Origin of the sequence: Kosakonia quasisacchari, from assembly GCF_004331415.1 — a bacterium.
Taxonomy (GTDB): Bacteria; Pseudomonadota; Gammaproteobacteria; order Enterobacterales; family Enterobacteriaceae; genus Kosakonia; species Kosakonia quasisacchari.
The window spans coordinates 181,958-205,025 of record NZ_SJOP01000004.1; the positions used below are offsets into that span (position 1 = coordinate 181,958).

At 53.7% G+C, this 23,068-nt stretch carries 22 protein-coding genes and 1 tRNA gene; 6 read left to right on the top strand and 17 right to left on the bottom strand.

The window, feature by feature from the left end:
* Nucleotides 1-73: 73 nt before the first annotated feature.
* On the bottom strand, nt 74-1,111 hold the full coding sequence (locus E0L21_RS06180) for a permease (RefSeq protein ID WP_131407739.1): 1,038 nt from the start codon (nt 1,109-1,111) through the stop codon (nt 74-76).
* 51 nt (nt 1,112-1,162) lie between these two features.
* Nucleotides 1,163-1,816 (bottom strand): NAD(P)H-binding protein, encoded by a 654-nt coding sequence (locus E0L21_RS06185; protein ID WP_131407741.1) that lies wholly within the window; start codon nt 1,814-1,816, stop codon nt 1,163-1,165.
* A gap of 120 nt (nt 1,817-1,936) precedes the next feature.
* Here E0L21_RS06185 and E0L21_RS06190 point away from each other — a divergent pair, with 120 nt between their 5' ends.
* The gene (locus tag E0L21_RS06190) at nt 1,937-2,455 is read left to right on the top strand and encodes a type 1 glutamine amidotransferase (RefSeq protein ID WP_020455402.1); all 519 of its coding nucleotides are present in this window, start codon (nt 1,937-1,939) and stop codon (nt 2,453-2,455) included.
* On the opposite strand, the gene E0L21_RS06195 is transcribed toward E0L21_RS06190, so the two are convergent.
* Entirely contained in the window at nt 2,441-2,878 is a 438-nt protein-coding gene (locus E0L21_RS06195; protein WP_131407743.1) for a YhbP family protein, read from the bottom strand. The two genes, E0L21_RS06190 and E0L21_RS06195, sit on opposite strands and share 15 nt — an antisense overlap.
* 14 nt (nt 2,879-2,892) lie before the next feature.
* On the opposite strand from E0L21_RS06195, the gene E0L21_RS06200 reads away from it, so the two are divergent.
* Nucleotides 2,893-3,234, top strand: a complete 342-nt coding sequence (locus tag E0L21_RS06200) for a GIY-YIG nuclease family protein (protein WP_407928669.1) — start codon at nt 2,893-2,895, stop codon at nt 3,232-3,234.
* On the opposite strand, the gene E0L21_RS06205 is transcribed toward E0L21_RS06200, so the two are convergent.
* Together E0L21_RS06205 and ubiT are read right to left on the bottom strand one after the other, a co-directional pair.
* Nucleotides 3,221-3,724: a GNAT family N-acetyltransferase gene (locus E0L21_RS06205; protein WP_131407747.1), complete on the bottom strand. Its 504-nt coding sequence runs from the start codon at nt 3,722-3,724 to the stop codon at nt 3,221-3,223. The two genes, E0L21_RS06200 and E0L21_RS06205, sit on opposite strands and share 14 nt — an antisense overlap.
* Nucleotides 3,718-4,242 (bottom strand): ubiquinone anaerobic biosynthesis accessory factor UbiT, encoded by a 525-nt coding sequence (gene ubiT / locus E0L21_RS06210; protein ID WP_131407749.1) that lies wholly within the window; start codon nt 4,240-4,242, stop codon nt 3,718-3,720. Before ubiT ends, E0L21_RS06205 begins: the two co-directional genes overlap by 7 nt.
* A 239-nt stretch (nt 4,243-4,481) precedes the next feature.
* On the opposite strand from ubiT, the gene ubiU reads away from it, so the two are divergent.
* The 3 genes from ubiU to E0L21_RS06225 all read left to right on the top strand — a co-directional run bounded on the left by ubiU (nt 4,482) and on the right by E0L21_RS06225 (nt 7,511).
* A complete protein-coding gene (gene ubiU / locus E0L21_RS06215; protein WP_020455407.1) occupies nt 4,482-5,477 on the top strand; it encodes a ubiquinone anaerobic biosynthesis protein UbiU in 996 nt (331 codons plus the stop codon).
* Nucleotides 5,478-5,484: 7 nt separating this feature from the next.
* Nucleotides 5,485-6,363, top strand: a complete 879-nt coding sequence (locus tag E0L21_RS06220; protein ID WP_131407751.1) for a U32 family peptidase — start codon at nt 5,485-5,487, stop codon at nt 6,361-6,363.
* Between the two features lie 140 nt (nt 6,364-6,503).
* A complete protein-coding gene (locus E0L21_RS06225) occupies nt 6,504-7,511 on the top strand; it encodes a luciferase-like monooxygenase (protein WP_131407753.1) in 1,008 nt (335 codons plus the stop codon).
* A gap of 43 nt (nt 7,512-7,554) precedes the next feature.
* Here the strand turns inward: E0L21_RS06225 and mtr are convergent, their stop codons facing one another.
* The 12 genes from mtr to E0L21_RS06285 all read right to left on the bottom strand — a co-directional run bounded on the left by mtr (nt 7,555) and on the right by E0L21_RS06285 (nt 21,290).
* Nucleotides 7,555-8,799, bottom strand: coding sequence for a tryptophan permease (mtr, locus tag E0L21_RS06230; protein ID WP_131407754.1), 1,245 nt, complete (start codon nt 8,797-8,799; stop codon nt 7,555-7,557).
* Between the two features lie 140 nt (nt 8,800-8,939).
* Nucleotides 8,940-10,847, bottom strand: a complete 1,908-nt coding sequence (locus tag E0L21_RS06235; RefSeq protein ID WP_131407756.1) for a DEAD/DEAH family ATP-dependent RNA helicase — start codon at nt 10,845-10,847, stop codon at nt 8,940-8,942.
* The gene (yrbN, locus tag E0L21_RS25460) at nt 10,840-10,920 is read right to left on the bottom strand and encodes a protein YrbN (RefSeq protein ID WP_097400725.1); all 81 of its coding nucleotides are present in this window, start codon (nt 10,918-10,920) and stop codon (nt 10,840-10,842) included. The genes E0L21_RS06235 and yrbN overlap by 8 nt, the downstream gene beginning before the upstream one ends.
* A gap of 107 nt (nt 10,921-11,027) precedes the next feature.
* Nucleotides 11,028-11,912 carry a lipoprotein NlpI gene (gene nlpI, locus E0L21_RS06245; protein ID WP_131407758.1) on the bottom strand — a complete coding sequence of 295 codons (885 nt, stop codon included), beginning with the start codon at nt 11,910-11,912 and terminating at the stop codon, nt 11,028-11,030.
* A gap of 108 nt (nt 11,913-12,020) precedes the next feature.
* Nucleotides 12,021-14,156: a polyribonucleotide nucleotidyltransferase gene (gene pnp, locus E0L21_RS06250; protein WP_131407760.1), complete on the bottom strand. Its 2,136-nt coding sequence runs from the start codon at nt 14,154-14,156 to the stop codon at nt 12,021-12,023.
* Between the two features lie 244 nt (nt 14,157-14,400).
* On the bottom strand, nt 14,401-14,670 hold the full coding sequence (gene rpsO, locus E0L21_RS06255) for a 30S ribosomal protein S15 (protein WP_017457357.1): 270 nt from the start codon (nt 14,668-14,670) through the stop codon (nt 14,401-14,403).
* A 146-nt stretch (nt 14,671-14,816) separates the two neighbouring features.
* A complete protein-coding gene (gene truB, locus E0L21_RS06260) occupies nt 14,817-15,764 on the bottom strand; it encodes a tRNA pseudouridine(55) synthase TruB (RefSeq protein ID WP_131407762.1) in 948 nt (315 codons plus the stop codon).
* Nucleotides 15,764-16,165, bottom strand: coding sequence for a 30S ribosome-binding factor RbfA (rbfA, locus tag E0L21_RS06265; protein WP_039056815.1), 402 nt, complete (start codon nt 16,163-16,165; stop codon nt 15,764-15,766). Before rbfA ends, truB begins: the two co-directional genes overlap by 1 nt.
* 131 nt (nt 16,166-16,296) lie before the next feature.
* Nucleotides 16,297-19,011, bottom strand: coding sequence for a translation initiation factor IF-2 (gene infB / locus E0L21_RS06270; protein ID WP_131407764.1), 2,715 nt, complete (start codon nt 19,009-19,011; stop codon nt 16,297-16,299).
* Between the two features lie 24 nt (nt 19,012-19,035).
* Nucleotides 19,036-20,523 (bottom strand): transcription termination factor NusA, encoded by a 1,488-nt coding sequence (gene nusA / locus E0L21_RS06275; RefSeq protein ID WP_131407766.1) that lies wholly within the window; start codon nt 20,521-20,523, stop codon nt 19,036-19,038.
* A gap of 29 nt (nt 20,524-20,552) precedes the next feature.
* Nucleotides 20,553-21,005 (bottom strand): ribosome maturation factor RimP, encoded by a 453-nt coding sequence (gene rimP / locus E0L21_RS06280; protein WP_017457352.1) that lies wholly within the window; start codon nt 21,003-21,005, stop codon nt 20,553-20,555.
* Between the two features lie 208 nt (nt 21,006-21,213).
* Nucleotides 21,214-21,290 (bottom strand) — tRNA-Met (locus tag E0L21_RS06285).
* Nucleotides 21,291-21,667: 377 nt separating this feature from the next.
* Between E0L21_RS06285 and argG the strand changes: the two genes are divergently transcribed.
* Nucleotides 21,668-23,014 (top strand): argininosuccinate synthase, encoded by a 1,347-nt coding sequence (gene argG, locus E0L21_RS06290; protein WP_131407768.1) that lies wholly within the window; start codon nt 21,668-21,670, stop codon nt 23,012-23,014.
* Nucleotides 23,015-23,068 lie beyond the last annotated feature (54 nt).

Below are 23,068 nucleotides of genomic sequence, written 5' to 3' on the forward strand. Positions count from 1 at the left end.
CCTTACTCAGTTGGGTGTCCAACTTTTGGGGTGCAGTCCAAAAACCGGGCTTTTTTTTCGCGCATTAGTTGGCTTACAGCAGCGCAATAATACCGGTCATCACTCCGCACAACGCCACCAGGCCACCGGTCAACCACAGGGCTTTCGCCGGGAAAGACTTACGCAGCATAACGAGCGATGGCAGGCTAACCGCTGGCAGCGTAATCAGCAGCGCCAAAGCAGGCGCCATGCCCATCCCCGCCAGCATCATAGTTTGCACAATCGGAATTTCTGCCGCTGTGGGGATAACAAACAGGCAACCGACAATCGCCATCGCAATCACCCACAGCAATGTGTTATCCACCGCGCCATCCGCATGCGGGAACAGCCAGACGCGCGCCGCACCGAGAACCAGCACCGCGAGGATATAGACCGGAATGGTGCTCCAGAACAGTTGCCACAATGCCTTGCCCCAACGCGCCATAAAGCTGCCCTGCTGCTCCGGCAAAGTGATCTCCACCGGCTCTGCCTGTTGCGGGCTATCTTTCACCAGCATCTGTACCAGCGTTGCCACGCCGAGCACGGTGACCAGACCGGCAACCAGACGAATTGCCGCGAAATGCCAGCCAAGCACAAACCCCATAAACACCAGCGTCGCTGGGTTCAGTAGCGGGTTGCCCATCCAGAACGCCAGCGCACCGCCCATGGAAACGCGCTGACGCCGCATCCCCGCGGCGACTGGCGCAGCACAGCAGGAGCACATCATACCAGGCAGAGAAAACAACGTACCGAAAAGGGTGCCGCTGAAGCGTTTTTGCCCCAGCGTGCGCAGCAACCAGTCGCGCGGGATAAGCACCTGAATCAGCGAACCGAGCAGCACGCCGAGTACCGCCGCTTTCCAGACTGCGAGAAAATAGACCATGGCATAATCAAGCGCCGCCTGAAGCGGGCTGGAATCGGCCTGCGAAAGGATGGATTTACCGATGCTGTGTGTCTCGGCGGCAGTGAACGCTTTGCCGTAATAAGGCTGCCATTTCACGTACCAAAGACCCACGATAACAACAAGAAAGAACAGAGCGGGTTTCCACCATTGAACAGGTGTTGCCGCCTGAGGTGAAGACTGACCAGTCATAACATTCCCCGGGGATATATTTATAAGCCCGAGAATAGTACGCCGTGATAACTATTTTGCCAATGAGCTATCGGCAGCGATCGCGCGTAGCTGCGCGGATTTCACTATCCGGGTCGGCTGGCTCGCAGGCAAAAATGCCAGCGCCAGCATTGCACGGGCAACGTCGTGTGCGGGAATCGACTTCCAGTTACCCGGCAGCAGGCGGAAAAGCGGTGCCAGCAAAGATTCGTTCACCCGCGTTTTCTCCCGCTCACCCAGCAGCATGGAGGGGCGGACAATCGTCAGCGACGGCCACTGCTGGGCCATCAACGCATTTTCCATCTCACCTTTCACGTGGTTGTAGAAAAACGGCGAGCGCGCGTTTGCCCCTATTGAACTGACCACCAGCATTTGCGTGGCACCAAGGCGCAGGCCGGTGATCGCGGTATCCACCACCAGCGTGTAATCGGCAAGCACAAACGCCTCTTTGCTCCCCGCCTCACGCCGGGTTGTGCCAAGGCAACAAAAAACCGTATCGATGGGTTCCGTCACCAGCGCTAGCGCATCACTGAGCTGGGGATCGTGCGGGTTCGTAACGCCGGAAATCCCCTGCAACGGGCGGCGAGTGGGCGCAACGATAGAGTCAATTCGCGGGTCGCTGTTCAGCAACCGCAACAAATGCCCGCCAACCAAACCAGTGGCACCAGTGATTAATACACGTTGCATCGTTTCCCCCTTTGCAGATGAATCTGTCTTGCAATGTCGGCCTGCTGGACCAGGCTTAGTGTTCTGGTGAGTTATCAGTATGCATAACTCCCTTTCTGAAGCCAAAACAACGGAGGAAGTATGAGCAAGAAAATTGCTGTCTTGATCACCGACGAGTTTGAAGATTCAGAATTTACCTCTCCGGCGCATGAATTTCGCAAAGCCGGCCATGAAGTGATCACAATTGAGAAACAGGCCGGGAAAACCATTCACGGCAAAAAGGGCGAAGCGGAAGTGGTGATTGATAAAGCCATTGATGAAGTGCGCCCAGCAGACTTCGACGCGCTGCTGCTACCGGGAGGCCACTCACCTGACTATCTACGCGGCGACGATCGTTTTGTGACCTTCACGCGTGATTTCATCAGCACCGGGAAACCGGTATTCGCCATTTGCCACGGCCCGCAGTTGCTGATCAGCGCTGATGCGATACGCGGACGCAAACTCACGGCGGTGAAGCCGATTGTGGTCGATGTGAAAAACGCCGGAGGTGAGTTCTACGACCAGGAAGTGGTGGTCGATAAAGATCAGTTGGTTACCAGCCGTACTCCCGATGATTTGCCGGCGTTTAATCGCGAAGCGTTGCGTTTACTGGGTGCCTGAATCACGGATCCAGTGCAGTTTTTTACCAAAGCCCAGCGTGTTGTCGGTGAACTTCAATTCATGAAGGCGAATTTCCCACATCGGGGCGGATAACATGCGGGCGACCGGAAAGCGACGATTGTAGTGCGCACGCAACGTCGCGCTTTCCTCGCCGTCAAGGCGGCGGATCTCACCGGTGAACTGCACGCCGCGAATCAGCGCCACGGTTTTTGGCTGACCATTTACCGTGCCCGCGACCTGCGCTTTCAAGCCCGTCATCTGTGCATGGCGGGTTTGATCTTCGCTCAGGATATAAAACGCGACCGCGTGCGGGTCATAAAAATAGAACGCGTTCGCACACCATAACTCTCCCCGATTCGCCACGCACCAGGTCACGACATGTTGCTTCGCCAGCCAGCGATTAATGGCTGCAAGAGTCTCCATTTTTTCCCTTCCCCATGGTATTTTTCTTTCACATTAACATACTGAACATCGTCATGACGCCCTGGTTTCTTTATCTTATTCGTACCGCTGACAACATGCTCTACACCGGAATTACCACCGATGTCGCACGGCGTTTTATCCAGCATCAATCCGGGAAAGGCGCAAAAGCGCTACGTGGAAAAGGCGCGCTGGCGTTGGCTTTTTCAGCCGAGGTGGGGGAAAGATCGCTGGCGCTGCGGCTGGAGTACCGCATTAAGCAGTTAACCAAGTGCCAGAAAGAGCGCCTCGTCGCCGGGGATGGTTCGTTTGAGGCGCTGCGGGAAAGCCTGTTATCTGTGACGGTTAAAAGCGATTGAAATGATCGCTGTATTCGACCAGGCCACTGACGCCATTGAACGCGTCATCCGCCAGGCGGTGGACTAAAAACGCCTCATGGCTTTCTGGCCAGCGACAGTGCAAATCGTACTGCGCCGCCTTCTCAAACCCGAGACGGCTATAAAACGCAGGATCACCTAAGGTCACAACCGCCGCATAGCCAAACTCGTTGAGTGAGTCCAGCCCTTCATACACAAGCTGACGCGCAATACCCTGCCCGCGATACTGCTCATCAACGGCCAGCGGCGCAAGCCCGACCCATTGCAGCTCTTCACCTGCGACCGAGACCGGGCTAAACGCCACGTAGCCAATGACCAGGCCTTCATCATCAGTCGCAACAAATCCCAGCGTGATCAGCCCGTCTTCGCGCAGATCATGCACCAGCGACGCTTCCGCTTCGCCGCCAAAACTACGGCGCAGCAGCGCGTCGATACCAGGAGCATCAATGGGAATTTCAACTCTAATCAGCATGGCTCACCTACAGAAGGTTGTGTCGTTGCAGGCGGCGCTTGCAGGCCAGCCTCAACAAATTCCGCCAGCTGTAGCAGCATCACCCGCAGGGGTTTTGGCATCTGCTCCAGCTCAATGGCGTCCATCAGGTTTTTCACATACAGCCCAAGTTCCGTGTCGCCTTCAATCACCAGACGGCGCTGGAAAAACAGGGTATCGGGATCTTGCTTACGCGCAGCAATCATCAGCAAATCGCTGGCATCCGCGCTGAAGCTGACGTCCGCATCGGCAGATTCACGCACAATCATCTGCCCATCTTCAACAGAGGTATACCACGTCAGGCCAATATCCCGAACCTGGATACTTAACCAGCGGCCTTCGAGAAACTCAAGCTCTCCGTCCGCCAGCGCCTGTTGGAATTGCCAACGCAGCACCTGCTCCAACACCTGACGTTTGATGGCGAAAGGCGTCAGTTTAACCGGCACGCTCAGTAACGACGGGCCAACGTGAACAAGACGTGAGCGCAATTTATCCAACACGAGCTTTACTCCCTGAAATGATAATGACTGCTATTTTGCCACAATCGCCAAATGGCATAGCGGCACAAATCAACAATTACGAATAAACAGCGGGGGATTATTGGCGGCATCAATACGCATTTAACTGCCTCAAATCAAAAATTGTCGCTGACAGGTTAACTAAAATCCCAGTTCATTAACAACTTAGCGACCCCACGGGGTACATCCGGGCCATTGCGCCCCTGATTGCAGGATACACTATGGAGTTGCTCTGCCCTGCCGGAAACCTTCCGGCGCTGAAGGCGGCCATCGAAAACGGTGCCGACGCTGTGTACATCGGTCTGAAAGATGATACCAACGCCCGCCATTTCGCTGGTCTCAATTTTACCGAGAAGAAGCTTCAGGAAGCGGTCAGCTTTGTTCACCAACACCGCCGTAAGCTGCATATTGCCATTAATACGTTTGCGCATCCTGATGGTTATCAACGCTGGGAGCGCGCCGTCGATATGGCAGCGCAGATTGGTGCTGACGCGCTGATCCTGGCAGATTTAGCGATGCTCGAATATGCGGCTGAGCGCTATCCGCATATTGAGCGCCACGTCTCCGTTCAGGCTTCCGCGACCAACGAAGAGGCCATCCGTTTTTACCATCGCCACTTTGATGTGGCACGCGTGGTACTGCCGCGCGTGTTATCGATTCACCAGGTCAAACAGCTGGCGCGCGTCACGCCGGTGCCGCTGGAAGTGTTCGCTTTCGGCAGCCTGTGCATTATGGCGGAAGGGCGCTGCTATCTCTCTTCGTACCTGACTGGCGAATCGCCCAATACCGTGGGTGCCTGTTCTCCGGCGCGTTTTGTGCGCTGGCAGCAAACGCCGCAGGGGCTGGAATCCCGCCTTAACGAAGTGCTGATTGATCGCTATCAGGATGGCGAAAACGCCGGTTACCCGACCTTATGCAAAGGCCGCTATCTGGTGGATGGCGAGCGCTATCACGCGCTGGAAGAACCCACCAGCCTCAACACGCTGGAGCTGCTGCCCGAGTTGCTGGCCGCCAATATTGCCTCGGTAAAAATTGAGGGGCGTCAGCGCAGCCCGGCGTATGTCAGCCAGGTAGCAAAAGTTTGGCGTCAGGCAATCGACCGTTGCATGGCTTCGCCGCAAGACTTTGTACCGCAATCCGCCTGGATGGAAACACTGGGTTCCATGTCAGAAGGTACACAGACCACCCTCGGCGCGTATCACCGCAAATGGCAGTAGGAAAACCATGAAATATTCATTAGGGCCGGTGCTTTACTACTGGCCAAAAGAGACGCTGGAAGATTTTTACCGCCAGGCGGCCACCAGCCGTGCCGATGTGATTTATCTTGGCGAAGCCGTCTGCAGCAAGCGCCGCGCCACTAAAGTGGGCGACTGGCTGGATATGGCAAAAGCGTTGGCGGGTAGCGGCAAGCAGGTTGTACTTTCCACGTTAGCGCTGGTGCAGGCATCCTCCGAGTTGAACGAACTGAAGCGTTATGTTGATAACGGCGAGTTTCTACTCGAAGCCAGCGATCTGGGCGTAGTGAATATGTGCGCCGAGCGCAAGCTGCCGTTTGTCGCCGGGCATGCGCTCAACTGCTACAACGCGGTGACGCTGCGTTTACTGCTCAAGCAAGGCATGGTGCGCTGGTGCATGCCGGTTGAGCTTTCGCGCGACTGGCTGAAAAACTTACTCGATCAGTGTGATTCCCTGGGTATTCGCCAGCAGTTTGAAGTGGAAGTGTTGAGTTACGGTCATCTGCCGCTGGCTTACTCTGCGCGCTGCTTTACCGCCCGCTCCGAAGACCGACCCAAAGATGAGTGTGAAACCTGCTGCATTAAATATCCAAACGGGCGCAGCATTCTTTCGCAAGAGAACCAGCAAGTCTTTGTGCTCAACGGCATTCAGACGATGAGTGGCTATGTCTACAACCTCGGCAATGAGCTGGCTTCAATGGATGGCCTTGTGGATATCGTGCGCCTGTCGCCGATGGGTAACGAGACATTTGCCATGCTCGAGGCGTTTCAGGCTAATGAAACCGGTGATACACCGTTACCGCTGGCCACCAACAGTGACTGCAACGGCTACTGGCGCAGGCTGCCAGGGCTGGTGCTTCAACAGTAAAAAGCTCACTTTGTTAACAAGCATTGTCACAAGTTAATGCAGTATGAAAGTTGCAGCTTTTCTGGCCGGGCGCGGCACATTGCGCCAGGCTGGAAGAAGACCTTCAATCTGATGACCATGCTGTAGCAAAGTGAGTGTGTATGTCTGACAAAACGATCCCTTTTTCGGTGCTCGATCTCGCCCCGATCCCACAAAACTCCAGCGCTCGCGAGGCGTTTACCCATTCGCTGGATCTGGCGAAGCTGGCCGAACAGCGCGGTTATCATCGCTACTGGCTGGCCGAACACCACAATATGACCGGTATCGCCAGCGCGGCGACGTCGGTGCTGATTGGCTATCTGGCGGCGAATACACAAACCCTGCATCTGGGTTCCGGCGGTGTGATGCTGCCAAACCACTCGCCGTTGGTGATTGCCGAGCAGTTCGGTACGCTGAATACGCTTTACCCTGGGCGCATCGATCTCGGCCTTGGTCGCGCTCCCGGCAGCGATCAGCGCACCATGATGGCATTGCGCCGTCATATGAGTGGTGATATCGATAATTTCCCGCGTGATGTCGCAGAGCTGGTGGACTGGTTTGACGCCCGCGATCCCAACCCGCACGTACGACCTGTGCCGGGCTATGGGGAAAAAATTCCCGTCTGGCTGCTGGGTTCAAGCCTGTATAGTGCGCAATTGGCCGCACAACTGGGCTTGCCGTTTGCCTTTGCTTCGCATTTCGCGCCGGATATGTTGTTCCAGGCTTTGCATCTTTATCGCGCCAACTTTAAGGCTTCTGCGCGGCTGGAAAAACCGTATGCGATGGTGTGCATCAACATTGTCGCTGCCGACAGCAACCGCGATGCGGAATTTCTGTTTACCTCTATGCAGCAGGCGTTTGTGAAACTGCGCCGCGGCGAAAGCGCGCAACTACCGCCGCCGATCCCAAACATGGATCAGTTCTGGTCACCGTCGGAACAATATGGCGTGCAGCAGGCGCTGAGTATGTCGCTGGTGGGCGATAAAGCGAAAGTACGCCACGGGCTGGAGTCGATTCTGCGGGAAACGGATGCCGACGAAATTATGGTTAACGGGCAAATTTTTGATCACCAGGCGCGGCTTTACTCGTTTGAGCTGGCGATGCAGGTGAAAGAGGAACTGCTCGGTTAGCACCGATATTCTCCTCTCCCACAAGGGAGAGGAGAGAAAATGGCTACTGATAGACAGGTAGCAAATTGAAGCTGGAAAGCAGATGTACCACTGCGTTGCCGATGCCAAACAGCAGGATCAAGACGATCATCGGCTTGCCACCCCAAACGCGAAACGTCGGGCTGCCAAAGCGCTTACGCGACGCGTTTGCCAGCAATGCCGGAACAATCGCCGCCCATACCGTTGCCGCTAAACCCGCATAACCAATCGCATACAGAAAACCGTTCGGCCACAGTAAGCCACCGACAATCGGCGGCAAAAAGGTCAGCAGTGCGGTTTTAAAACGTCCCAACGGGGAATCATCAAATTTGAACAGGTCCGCCAGGTAATCAAACAGTCCCAGCGTCACCCCGAGGAAGGAACTGGCAACGGCAAAGTTTGAGAAGACAACCAGCAGTAGATCCAGGCTGCGGCTATTCAGCACGCCGCTCAGCGCCTGCACCAGCACATCGATATTCCCGCCTTTTGCCGCGATTTCAATAAATGCGGGACGAGAGATGTTGCCCATCGTAACCAGCAACCAAATAACATACAGCCCCAGCGCCAGCAACGTGCCGTAGACCAGGCAACGAATAATGGTGCGCGGATCTTTGCCATAGTATTTCATCAGGCTCGGCACATTACCGTGGTAGCCAAACGAGGCCAGACAGAACGGCAGCGTCATCAACAGATAAGGCGTGTACGAAACATCGCTCTGCGCGACATTAAATAAGGTAGCTGGCTCTACATGCCCCAGCAGGCTGCCAAAGGTGAGAAAGAAAGTAATGACCTTCGCCCCCAGTACAATCGCCGTCATCCGGCTGACAGCGTGCGTCGAGAGCCAGACGATAAACGCTACCAGCAGCGCAAAGGCAAATCCGGCCAGGCGCGGCGGGACATTCAGCGACATTTCGGCAAAGGTGTGGTGCAAAATAGAGCCGCTTGCCGAAATGTAGGCGTAAGTCAGGATATAGAGCACGAAGGCAATTGAGATACCGTTAACCAAGTTCCAGCCTTTACCCAACAGATCTTTAGTGATGGTATCGAAACTCGCGCCGCTACGGTAATTAAGGTTGGCTTCAAGAATCATCAGCCCGGAGTGCAACATGCAAAACCAGGTAAAGACGAGCGTCAGCAATGACCAGAAGAACCACGCGCCGGACATCACCACCGGCAGAGAAAACATCCCTGCGCCAATGATTGTGCCGCCAATAATCACCACCCCGCCGAACAGCGAAGGGGAAGTTTGTGTGGTTGTCAGTGTCGACATTTGAATGATTCTCCTGTGATGAACAATGCCCGTAGTTCAGGCTGCTGCATTGTACCAGTACAGGAGTACATTTCGGATAAAAAAAGCCCCAATCTTTTCGATCGGGGCTGTATCTATTTCTTTACAGAGTGTAAAGCAGCTTATGCGTCGTTACGGCGACGCGGAGCGCTGTCGTCACGATCGCGGCGCGGTGCACGACGTTCGCCACCGAAACTACGACCTTCCTGACGCTCACCGCTTAAACGACGACCTTCACCACGACCACCTTCACGGCGCTCACCACCGAAACCACCGCCACGACGTTCGCCGCCACCGCGACGTTCGCTACGCTCACGCGGCAGGGCATCACCCATCAACTGCATATTCATCGGTTTGTTGAGAATACGGGTGCGAGTGAAGTGCTGCAGAACTTCTCCAGGCATACCTTTCGGCAGCTCAATGGTGGAGTGAGTACCGAACAGCTTGATGTTACCGATATAACGGCTGCTGATGTCACCTTCGTTAGCGATAGCGCCAACGATATGACGGACTTCAACGCCATCATCACGGCCCACTTCAATGCGGTACAGTTCCATTTCGCCAACATCACGACGTTCGCGACGCGGACGATCTTCACCACTGCGTTCCGGACGATCACCACGCGGGGCACGATCATTACGATCGGCACGGCGTTCAAAACGCTCATCACGATCGCGGAATTCTCGCTTAGGACGCATCGGCGCATCCGGCGGCAGGATCAGCGGACGTTCGCCCTGCGCCATTTTCAGCAATGCAGCGGCCAGCGTTTCAATATCCATCTCTTCTTCAGCAGAAGGCTGGATTTTTGCCAGCAACGCGCGGTACTGATCCAGATCGCTGCTTTCCAGCTGCTGCTGAACTTTAGCGGCGAATTTTTCCAGACGGCGTTTGCCCAGCAGCTCTGCGTTCGGCAGTTCTACTTCCGGAATGGTCAGTTTCATCGTACGTTCGATATTGCGCAGCAGACGACGCTCGCGGTTCTCAACGAACAACAGCGCACGGCCCGCACGACCCGCACGACCGGTACGACCGATACGGTGAACGTAGGATTCGGAATCCATCGGGATATCGTAGTTAACGACCAGGCTGATACGTTCAACGTCCAGACCACGTGCCGCAACGTCTGTTGCGATCAGGATATCCAGACGACCGTCTTTCAGACGCTCCAGTGTTTGTTCACGCAGTGCCTGGTTCATATCACCGTTCAGCGCGGCGCTGTTATAGCCACTGCGTTCCAGCGCTTCAGCCACTTCCAGCGTTGCGTTTTTGGTACGAACGAAAATGATCGCCGCATCAAAATCTTCCGCTTCCAGGAAGCGAACCAGTGCTTCGTTTTTACGCATGCCGTATGCAGTCCAGTAGCTCTGGCTGATGTCCGGACGAGTCGTCACGCTGGACTGAATACGCACTTCCTGCGGCTCTTTCATAAAGCGGCGGGTAATACGACGAATCGCTTCCGGCATGGTTGCAGAGAACAGAGCGGTCTGATGACCTTCCGGGATCTGCGCCATGATGGTTTCTACGTCTTCGATAAAGCCCATGCGCAGCATTTCGTCAGCTTCATCCAGCACCAGACCGCTCAGTTTAGAGAGATCCAGTGTGCCGCGTTTCAGGTGATCCAGCAGACGGCCCGGCGTACCGACGACGATCTGCGGCCCCTGGCGCAGCGCGCGCAACTGCACGTCATAACGTTGACCGCCGTAAAGAGCGACTACGTTCACGCCGTGCATATGTTTGGAGAAATCAGTCATTGCTTCAGCTACCTGAACCGCCAGTTCGCGGGTCGGAGCGAGCACAAGGATCTGCGGCGCACGCAGATCCGCATCGATGTTATGAAGCAGCGGTAAAGAGAATGCTGCAGTTTTACCGCTACCAGTCTGGGCCATACCCAGCACGTCACGACCGTTCAGCAGGTGCGGAATGCACTCAGCCTGGATCGGAGATGGTTTTTCGTAACCGAGATCGTTAAGGGCTTCAAGGATGGGAGCCTTCAGGCCCAGATCTGCAAAAGTGGTTTCGAATTCAGCCATGTAGTACAAGTGCCTCTATGTCATTGGCGGCCAGTCTACATAACTCATCGTGAAAAAAATTAGCAATTTTCATTGAAAAGTGTGAACCGGCTCAAAGTAGGTTGATTAACGAACAATGAAGCCCTCACCCGCGAAGGTGATGGCAATCAAAAAAAGATTACGGGCTGATATGTTCGTCAGCTATTGCTGGTCCGATTCTGCCAGGTCGTCATGCTCCTGGCCCAAGAGCGCTAATTCCAACAATGCGTAACGGTGCTCAACAAAATTATGAACGTTGTTGGCAACCGCTAGTTTGAACAGTGCCGTGGCGCTGTCCTTATCCCCCAGACTTAGGTAATACTTACCTAAATAGAAGTTGGTTTCACTGAGATGCTCAGCGAGCGAGGTGTTATCCGTTGCGTCTGCCTTCAGGCGATCCATTAACGTTGCTTCGCTAATGTCGCCGAGGTAGAACTCGACAATGTTCCATCCCCACTGTTCCTTGTCCGATTTTTCGAAGCGCTGTTTCAGTGCTTCTTTAGCCTGCTTCTCATCAAGCTTCCGCTCAACGATGTAAAGCCACAGACTCCGGAAAGGATCATTAGGATCGTCTTGATAAAACGCCAGCAGATCATCTTGCGCTAACTTGTCGCGACCGCCGTAATGCAGTGCGATCCCGCGATTCAAGTGCGCGTAGTTGTAAGTTGGATCAAGCTCAAGTACAGAATCAAACGCTTCATAGGCAGCATCAAAATTGCCTGCCTGCGTTAAATAAATGCCTAAGTAATTGAATACTTCCGGCATATCGGGTCGAATTGCCAGCGCTTGTGAAAAATCATTTCGCGCTAAAGCTCTCAAACCGAGGCTATCATACAACACTCCGCGCTCATATAAAAGCTGTGCGCGTTCGTCATCGGTTAAAGCCCGACTGGCAAGAATTTGTTCCATGCGCGCCAGAATCACTTCTTGCTGCAAAGTCGGTTGCAATGGCACCGCGAGGACTTCGCTCTTACGCCAGGCAGAGTTGCTGCATCCTGCCAGCGTTAAAGCTGTCGCAACGAAACACCAGCGCAAAAAAGGCTTCATTTCCCACTCCCGAAGACAACAATTGGATGAACGTCCTGTCCCCCGGCTGCAAACATGGCGTCCTGCCTGCTAATAAGCCCTCCGCTTTCGCGGAGGGCAAAGGCAACCTTACTCGCCCTGCTCTGCTTGCGGCGCTTCTGACGCTTCAGCAGGCTGAGTCTGCTCAGTCGCTTCTTTAATGCTCAGACGGATACGGCCCTGACGGTCAACTTCCAGAACTTTGACCGGTACTTCCTGGCCCATCTGCAGATAATCGGTCACTTTCTCGACGCGTTTGTCCGCAATCTGAGAAATATGTACCAGACCTTCTTTACCGCCACCGATGGCAACAAACGCGCCAAAGTCAACGATACGGGTCACTTTACCGCTATAAACACGGCCCACTTCGATCTCAGCAGTAATCTCTTCAATACGGCGAATGGCATGTTTTGCTTTGTCACCGTCAGTTGCTGCGATTTTCACGGTACCATCATCTTCGATTTCGATGGTGGTGCCGGTTTCTTCGGTCAGCGCACGAATGACGGAACCGCCTTTACCGATCACGTCTTTGATCTTATCTGGATTAATTTTGATGGTATGGATACGCGGCGCAAATTCAGAGATATCACCACGCGGCGCGTTAATCGCCTGCTCCATTACACCCAGAATATGCAGACGAGCACCTTTCGCCTGGTTCAGCGCAACCTGCATGATTTCTTTGGTGATACCTTCAATTTTGATATCCATCTGCAGTGCAGAGATACCGTCGCGGGAGCCCGCAACTTTGAAGTCCATATCACCCAGGTGGTCTTCATCGCCCAGGATGTCAGAAAGAACAACAAAGTTGTCGCCTTCTTTCACCAGACCCATTGCGATACCCGCAACAGCGGCTTTCACCGGTACGCCTGCGTCCATCAGTGCCAGAGATGCACCACAAACGGAGGCCATAGAAGAAGAACCGTTAGATTCGGTGATTTCAGAAACTACGCGTACGGTGTACGGGAATTTATCTGCATCCGGCATTACTGCCAGCACGCCGCGTTTTGCCAGACGGCCGTGACCAATTTCACGACGTTTCGGCGAACCAACCATCCCGGTTTCCCCAACGGAGTACGGAGGGAAGTTGTAATGGAACAGGAAAGAGTCAGTGCGTTCGCCCATCAACTCGTCGATGATCTGCGCGTCACGTGCGGTACCCAGCGTTGCAGTAACCAGCGCCTGCGTTTCGCCACGAGTAAACAGTGCGGAACCGTGGGTGCGCGGCAGAACACCGGTACGAACGTCCAGACCACGGATCATATCTTTTTCGCGGCCATCGATACGCGGTTCGCCAGCCAGTACGCGGCTACGAACAACGTTTTTCTCGATAGCGTGCAGGATTTCGCCCAACTCGTTAGCATCCAGGGTTTCATCTTCTGCAACCAGCGCGGCGATGGTTTCTGATTTGATCACGTCAACCTGAGCATAACGCTCTTGTTTATCAGTGATGCGATAAGCATCGCTCAAACGTGATTCTGCCAGCGCAGCAACGCGCGCGTCCAGCGCTTCGTTTACCGCTTCCGGCTGCCAGTCCCAACGCGGTTTGCCGGCTTCTTTTACCAGATCGTTGATGTTCTGGATAACAATCTGCTGCTGGTCGTGGCCAAACACCACGGCGCCCAGCATCTGATCTTCGCTCAGCAGTTCCGCTTCGGATTCAACCATCAGAACGGCGGCTTCAGTACCGGCAACCACCAGGTCCAGCTTACTTGCTTTCAGCTCTTCTTGAGTCGGGTTCAGAACGTACTGGTCATTGATATAACCAACTCGCGCGGCGCCAATCGGGCCATTGAACGGGATACCAGACAGTGAAAGCGCAGCGGAAGCACCGATCATTGCTACGATATCCGGGTTAACCTGTGGGTTAACGGAAACGACGGTAGCGATAACCTGCACTTCGTTCACGAAGCCTTCCGGGAACAGCGGGCGAACCGGGCGGTCAATCAGACGCGCGATCAGCGTTTCGCCTTCGCTCGGACGTCCTTCACGACGGAAGAAACCGCCAGGGATTTTACCTGCAGCGTAAGTACGCTCTTGATAGTTAACAGTCAGCGGGAAGAAGTCCTGACCTGGTTTTGCTTTTTTCTGGCCAACAACGGTCACGAATACTGCGGTGTCATCCATGCTTACCATTACGGCAGCAGTCGCCTGACGCGCCATCATGCCGGTTTCCAGCGTGACGGTATGTTGACCATACTGGAATTTACGAACGATCGGATTCAGCAAAGTTCTGTCCTTTCTTAATGAAAGTCAGCACACCGTTGGCATGCCGACAATTTAACCGAATCTTCATGCATCCTCGCGACTAATGACAACCCTAACCCGCCCATTGCGGATAAAGCCTCTCATTAGCCGCGCGAACCTCTGCAGTGAAGATCATACCTGGCAACAATACATTAGTTTACTGCCAATTGCTGCCGCCTGGTTGAAAAAAGGGGCCTTGTAGGCCCCTTCTTGAAACTCGCCAGACTTAGCGACGCAGACCCAGACGCTCGATCAGCGCGGTGTAGCGTGCAACGTCTTTACGTTTCAGATAGTCGAGCAGTTTACGACGCTGAGAAACCATACGCAGCAGACCACGACGGCTGTGGTGATCTTTTTTGTGCTCTGCAAAGTGACCCTGCAGGTGGTTAATCTGAGCAGTCAGCAGTGCAACCTGAACTTCGGTAGAACCGCTGTCGTTAGAACCACGACCAAACTCGGAAACGATTTTTGCTTTAGCTTCAACGCTTAGAGACATTTTGAACTCCAGTGATAAAAAAATGAGAAGGCGCCGATCTCTAATTCAGCAGCCTCAGGATTAACGCCGGGTGATGTTAAATACATAGCCCGGCGTTAAGCGGCAATATTCTACTCGTAGTCACGGTTTCCCGCAAGGTAAGCCCGTCATTGTGCAGGATACTCGACCACCAGACGACGCGGCGCAACACGTCCTTCGTCGTCCATTTCACCCATGCCAATGAATGTCGCGTCATCACCTTCTGTCACACGCACCAGCCCCGCTTTTGGCGCAGCGGATGCCCGAACCGGCTGACCGTTTTTGAAGTATGCCGCGACCACTGACGGAATATTAACCGCCGGAAAATCTGACGCCGGGCTGTCCATTGGCATCAATAGCGGATCCAGCAGTTGTGCCGCAGGGATTCCCTGTTGCTCGGCCTGCTCAACCCGTTCACGCAGCTGTTCGAGCGTCACCATGCGTTCTACAGGGTACTTGCTCACCGCCAGGCGACGCAGATAGATAACATGCGCACCGCAGCCAAGTTTCTCACCCAAATCATCAATGATGGTGCGGATGTAAGTCCCTTTTGAGCAGTGAATTTCCAGCTCAAGTTCATTGCCTTCATGGCGGATAAATAACAGCTCGTAAACGGTGATTGGGCGAGCTTCACGCGGAACCTCAATACCCTGACGCGCATACTCGTAGAGCTTCTTTCCCTGGTATTTCAGGGCAGAGTACATCGACGGGACTTGCTGCGTATCTCCGCGAAAACTGTCCAGCGCAACGGCCAGTTGTTCGGCACTGAAGGTCAACGGACGTTCTTCAACGACTTGTCCATCCGCATCGGACGTATCGGTGCGCTGCCCAAGGCGGGCAATCACCCGATAACGTTTGTCTGAATCCAGCAGATATTGGGAAAACTTCGTCGCTTCCCCCAGGCAAATCGGCAGCATGCCGGTCGCCAGCGGATCAAGCGCTCCGGTATGTCCGGCACGGTTGGCGTTATAAAGACGCTTAACTTTTTGCAGCACATCATTGCTGGAAGCGCCCTGCTGTTTATCGAGCAGCAGAACGCCATGCACGTCGCGACCGCGACGACGAGGACGACTCATCAGTCCTCCTTGCTGTCGTCCGGATTCACACGACGTTCGTCATCGTGTTTCACCACGCTGGTCACCAGGTTGGACATGCGCATCCCTTCGACCAACGAGTTGTCGTAGAAGAACGTCAGTTCCGGCACGATACGCAAACGCATCGCTTTACCCAACAGAGAACGAATAAAACCAGAGGCATCCTGCAACGCTTTGATACCCGCTTTTACGGATGCTTCGTCTTTATCGTTAAGGAAGGTGACAAACACTTTGGCATAAGCCAGATCGCGGGAAACTTCGACACCAGAAACGGTGGTCATCATACCCAGACGCGGATCTTTAATTTCGCGCTGCAGGATAATCGCAATCTCTTTTTGCAGTTCCTGAGACACGCGCTGCGGGCGACCAAATTCTTTCGCCATAATAATTCTCCAGACTAAAAAGGGGCCGTAGCCCCTTTTAATATTTCTTGCCGGGAGGCGCTTCGCTTACCCGGCCAGCAATGTTCATCCACCGTCGATTTCGGCTGGCTACCAGCCGAAATCGAAGCGAATTACTCGATAGTACGTTGGATCTCAATGATCTCGAACACTTCGATCATATCGCCGGTGCGTACATCATTGTAGTTCTTAACGCCGATACCACATTCCATGCCGTTACGAACTTCGTTGACGTCATCTTTGAAGCGACGCAGGGATTCCAGTTCGCCTTCATAGATAACCACGTTGTCGCGCAGAACGCGGATCGGGTTGTGACGTTTAACCACACCTTCGGTAACCATACAGCCCGCGATCGCACCGAATTTCGGCGATTTGAACACATCGCGAACTTCCGCCAGACCGATGATCTGCTGTTTCAGTTCCGGAGAGAGCATACCGCTCATTGCCGCTTTCACTTCGTCAATCAGGTTATAGATGACGGAGTAGTAGCGCAGATCCAGACCTTCCGCTTCGATCACGCGACGCGCAGAAGCGTCGGCACGAACGTTGAAGCCAACCAGAATCGCGTTAGATGCAGCAGCCAGCGTCGCGTCGGTTTCGGTGATACCACCGACGCCAGAACCGATGATCTTCACTTTCACTTCGTCAGTAGACAGTTTCAGCAGAGAATCGGAGATCGCTTCAACAGAACCCTGAACGTCGGCCTTCAGTACGATGTTCACTTCGTGAACTTCGCCTTCGGTCATGTTGGCAAACATGTTTTCCAGTTTGGATTTCTGCTGACGTGCCAGCTTAACTTCGCGGAATTTGCCCTGACGGTACAGAGCCACTTCACGCGCTTTCTTCTCGTCACGTACCACAGTCGCTTCATCACCCGCCGCCGGAACGCCGGACAGACCGAGGATTTCCACCGGAATAGACGGACCAGCTTCTGTCACTTCACGGCCCAGTTCGTCACGCATCGCACGCACGCGGCCATATTCGAAGCCACACAGAACGATATCGCCTTTATGCAGCGTACCTTCACGCACCAGCACAGATGCCACCGGACCACGACCTTTATCCAGGAAGGATTCGATGACTACACCGCTCGCCATACCTTTACGTACAGCATGCAGCTCCAGAACTTCGGCCTGCAGCAGGATCGCATCCAGCAGCTCGTCAATACCGGTACCCGCTTTCGCGGAAACGTGAACGAACTGGCTTTCGCCGCCCCACTCTTCCGGAATGATGCCGTACTGAGAAAGTTCGTTTTTAACGCGATCCGGATCGGCTTCTGGCTTATCGATCTTGTTCACGGCAACCACTACCGGCACCTGCGCCGCTTTCGCGTGCTGGATAGCTTCGATAGTTTGCGGCATCACGCCGTCATCGGCAGCAACAACCAGAACCACGATATCCGTCGCCTGAGCACCACGGGCACGCATTGCGGTAAACGCGGCGTGGCCTGGGGTATCCAGGAAGGTGATCATGCCGTTGTCAGTTTCAACGTGGTAAGCACCAATGTGCTGAGTAATGCCGCCCGCTTCGCCAGAGGCCACTTTCGTTGAACGAATGTAGTCCAGCAGAGAGGTTTTACCGTGGTCAACGTGACCCATAATAGTCACAACCGGTGCGCGCGGTTCTACCGCAGCACCTGTATCACGGTCGCTCATTACCGCTTCTTCCAGCTCGTTTTCACGACGCAGGATAACTTTATGGCCCATCTCTTCAGCAACCAGTTGCGCAGTTTCTTGGTCAATAACCTGGTTGATGGTCGCCATCGCGCCCAGTTTCATCATCGCTTTGATGACCTGAGAGCCTTTAACCGCCATCTTGTTAGCCAGTTCGCCAACGGTCAGGGTTTCGCCGATCACAACGTCACGGTTAACCGCTTGTGCTGGCTTCTGGAAGCCCTGCTGCAGAGCAGAACCTTTGCGCTGGCGGCCGCCTTTACCACCACGAACCGCAGCACGCGCTTCTTCACGGTCAGCTTTGCTTTCAGCGTGTTTGTTACCTTTCTTCGGACGCGGCGCTTTAGCAGTGCGAGTACGACCACGACCACCTTCAACTTCACGGTCATTGTCATCTTCCGCCTGGCGGGCATGCTGGGAAGTGGTTACATGGTAGTCACCAGTAGTCTCTTCTTCTTCGGTTACCGGAGCCGTCCAGTTCGCTTCATTTTGTTCAGCCATACGACGAGCTTCTTCCGCTACGCGACGCGCATTTTCTTCCAGTTTACGACGAGCCTCTTCTTCCGCTTTGCGCTTGAGTTCTTGCGCTTCGGATTCACGGCGGGCTTTTTCCGCCTGGGCTGTCCTGGTCATTTCGTCAGATTGTTGGTTGCTCACTTTGCTATTTTCCGCAGCTTCGCGTTTTGCATTTTCAGCATTTCCGCGTTTAGCCTTTTCATCAGCTTCACGTTTCGCACGAGCTTCGGCATCACGTTTGGCTTTTTCCCCGGCTTCGCGCTCAGCGGCTTCCTCTGCTTCACGACGGGCCTTCTCTTCCGCTTCACGCATCGCCTCTTCTTCCGCAGCGAGACGTTCAGCCTCTTGTGGATCGCGTTTTACAAAGGTGCGTTTTTTACGGACTTCGATCTGCACCGATTTACTTTTCCCACCGGTGCCCTGAATATTTAGTGTACTGCGCGTTTTGCGCTGCAGCGTCAGCTTGTCAGGCGAAGAACCGTGTTCACGGTTCAAATGCGCTAACAGCGTCTGCTTTTCTTGTGCCGTCACTGAGTCTTCAGCGGACTTGCGGATCCCTGCGTCAGCAAATTGCTGTACCAGGCGGTCCACAGAGGTTTGAATCTCAGCGGCCAGCGTTTTTACGGTTACATCTGTCATGCTGTTCCTTCCTGCTACAGTTTATTACGCTTCGTCGCCAAACCAGCAAATATTACGTGCGGCCATGATGAGCTCACCTGCTTTCTCATCGGTTAACCCTTCGATATCGCTCAGGTCATCCACACCTTGTTCAGCGAGGTCTTCCAGCGTACAAACACCACGAGCAGCCAGTTTGAAAGCCAGTGCGCGATCCAGACCTTCCAGGTTAAGCAGGTCTTCAGCCGGTTCTTTATTACCGAGGCTTTCTTCCTGCGCCAGTGCCAGAGTGGTCAGCGCGTTTTTCGCACGATCACGCAGGGCTTCGACGGTGTCTTCATCCAGACCATCGATTTCCAGCAGCTCTTTGATTGGCACATAGGCCAGTTCTTCCAGCGTAGAGAAACCTTCTTCGACCAGAACGGTGGCGAAATCTTCGTCAATGTCCAGGTAACGGGTGAAGGTATCAATCGCTGCATGAGCCTCAGCCTGATGCTTGGACTGCAGATCCTCAACGGTCATGACGTTGAGTTCCCAGCCGCTCAGTTGAGACGCGAGGCGCACGTTCTGACCATTACGGCCGATAGCCTGCGCCAGGTTGCCTGCTTCAACGGCGATATCCATGGTGTGTTTATCTTCATCTACCACGATAGAAGCAACATCAGCCGGAGCCATTGCGTTGATAACGAACTGCGCCGGGTTATCGTCCCACAGCACGATATCAATACGCTCACCGCCGAGTTCCGTCGAGACAGCTTGCACACGTGCACCGCGCATACCCACGCAGGCGCCGACCGGATCGATACGCTTGTCGTTAGTCTTCACGGCGATTTTTGCACGGGAACCCGGATCGCGGGCTGCGGCTTTAATCTCGATGACTTCTTCGCCGATTTCCGGCACTTCAATGCGGAACAGTTCAATCAGCATTTCCGGTTTGGAACGGGTGACGAACAGTTGCGCTCCGCGCGCTTCCGGGCGTACAGCGTACAGCACACCGCGGATGCGGTCGCCCGGACGGAAGTTTTCACGCGGCAGCATATCTTCGCGCAGGATAACGGCTTCAGCGTTGTTGCCGAGATCCAGCGTGATGTTGTCGCGGTTCACTTTCTTCACCACACCGGTGATGATTTCACCTTCATGCTGGCGGAACTGATCAACCACCATTGCGCGCTCAGCTTCACGTACTTTTTGTACAATGACCTGTTTTGCGGTCTGGGTGGTGATACGGTCAAACGTGACGGATTCAATCTGATCTTCAACGTAGTCGTCGAGGTTCAGGCTCTCATCTTCGTAACGCGCTGCTTCGAGGGTGATTTCACGTGTCGGCTGCGTCACTTCTTCCACGATCAACCACCGACGGAACGTGTCGAAATCACCGCTTTTACGATCAATGCTTACACGAACATCGATCTCTTGTTCATATTTTTTCTTGGTTGCTGTAGCCAGAGCACTTTCCAGCGCTTCAAAGATTTTTTCACGCGGAAGCGACTTTTCGTTAGAAACAGCTTCAACAACAGCCAAAATTTCTTTGTTCATCGGGGGCCTTTCACCTCAAATCCAGACTGTTAAAAGTGGGGGACCAGGTTCGCTTTTTGAATATTGCTCAATGCGAACACTTCATCTTTACCTTCGACCGTAACGGTGATCATCTCGCCATCGACATCTTTAATGATGCCCTGCCATTTACGACGGTTTTGAACCGCCATACGCAGAACCAGCGAGACTTCGTCGCCCTTAAAGCGCGCATAGTGCTCAGCCGTAAACAAAGGACGCTCAAGACCTGGTGAGGAAACCTCCAGGTTGTAAGCCACGGTAATCGGATCTTCAACATCCAGTACCGCACTGACCTGGTGGCTGACATCAGCGCAATCATCAACATTGATGCCATCTTCACTATCAATATAGATGCGCAGTGTAGATGTGCGACCGCGCACAAATTCGATGCCGACCAGTTCGTAGCCCAGTGCTTCAACCGGCGCCGTAATCATCTCTGTTAATTTTTGCTCTAATGTGGACAAGTCCACCCCCAAGACATAAAAAAAGGGCGTATAGCCCAGTTATTTCGTACTCAGATAACAAAAAACCCCGATAAATCGGGGCTTTAAATAACTGAACCCTATAGCCGCAACTGCGGCCTGGAGAACCTTCCATGAGTATTTTTTTCAAATCCGGCTGCGAAGGCGTTAAGTCTTCATAGTATATTTGAAAAAAAACACTTAGGGAAAGTGGTTGCGGGGGCCGGATTTGAACCGACGACCTTCGGGTTATGAGCCCGACGAGCTACCAGGCTGCTCCACCCCGCGCCTGAAACGTGGCAAATTCTACTCGCTTGAGTGCAAATTTGCAAATAATGCTGGGATTTGGTACCGAAGACGGGACGTAAAACCGGCCTGCAGTATATTGATAAACATACCGTTCTGTCAACTGTAGCGAGTTAGCGTCCTGTGCCTCTGACGTATGCAATTTTGTTGCGTATTATTTTTAAGCATGTAAACAGCACGGTTCGCCACTATTGCAATGAAAATTACACTCTTCTCTTCCGGTCATCGCCAAAAGATGATTAAATGAAAACTCACTTATTTTGCATAACCATTCACTAATTATTCTGGTCGGATGGCACAAAGAGTATGGCGTGGCTGTTAAGTCTCTCACCATCGGTCTATCAAGCAGGGATTTTTTTATGACGACGATTCTCAAGCATCTTCCCGCAGGTCAACGTATCGGCATCGCTTTCTCCGGCGGACTGGACACCAGCGCAGCACTGCTGTGGATGCGCCAAAAAGGCGCGGTGCCTTATGCATACACAGCGAACCTGGGTCAACCGGACGAGGATGACTATGACGCAATTCCCCGTCGCGCAAAGGAGTACGGTGCGGAAAATGCTCGCCTAATCGACTGCCGTAAACAGCTGGTCGCCGAAGGCATTGCAGCCATCCAGTGCGGTGCTTTTCATAATACGACGGGTGGTCTGACGTATTTTAACACCACGCCGCTGGGTCGTGCGGTGACTGGCACGATGCTAGTTGCGGCAATGAAAGAAGACGGTGTGAATATTTGGGGCGATGGCAGTACTTATAAAGGCAACGATATTGAGCGCTTCTATCGCTACGGCCTGCTGACTAACGCTGAGTTGCAAATCTATAAGCCATGGCTGGATACCGACTTTATTGATGAGCTGGGTGGTCGTCAGGAAATGTCCGAATTCATGGTCGCCTCTGGTTTCGACTACAAAATGTCGGCAGAAAAAGCCTACTCAACTGACTCCAACATGCTGGGCGCAACGCACGAAGCAAAAGATTTAGAGTTCCTCAATTCCAGCGTGAAGATTGTTAACCCAATCATGGGGGTTAAATTCTGGGACGAGAATGTAAAAGTCCAGGCGGAAGAAGTTACCGTACGTTTTGAGCGTGGTCATCCGGTCGCGCTCAACGGAAAAACCTTCACTGATGATGTTGAACTGATGCTGGAAGCCAATCGCATCGGTGGTCGTCACGGTCTGGGGATGAGCGATCAGATTGAGAACCGTATTATCGAAGCGAAAAGCCGCGGTATTTACGAAGCCCCAGGGATGGCACTGCTGCATATCGCTTACGAACGTCTGTTGACGGGTATCCACAACGAAGACACCATTGAGCAATATCACGCACATGGTCGCCAGCTTGGCCGCTTGCTGTACCAGGGACGCTGGTTCGATCCGCAAGCGCTGATGCTACGTGATTCACTGCAACGTTGGGTGGCGAGTGCCATCACCGGTGAAGTCACGCTGGAATTGCGTCGCGGTAATGATTACTCGATTCTGAATACCGTTTCCGACAATCTGACCTACAAAGCAGAGCGTCTGACAATGGAAAAAGGCGAGTCGGTGTTCTCGCCGGACGACCGTATCGGGCAGCTGACAATGCGTAATCTGGATATCACTGATACCCGTGAGAAGCTGTTCAACTACGTGCAAACTGGCCTGCTTTCAACCTCTGCCGGCAACGGCCTGCCGCAGGTAGAGAATCTGGAAAACGGCGAGAAAAAATAGTCGTTTTCGTATTCGTGCCTGCAACGCAGGCACGATTTATTCCACCGCCGCCGT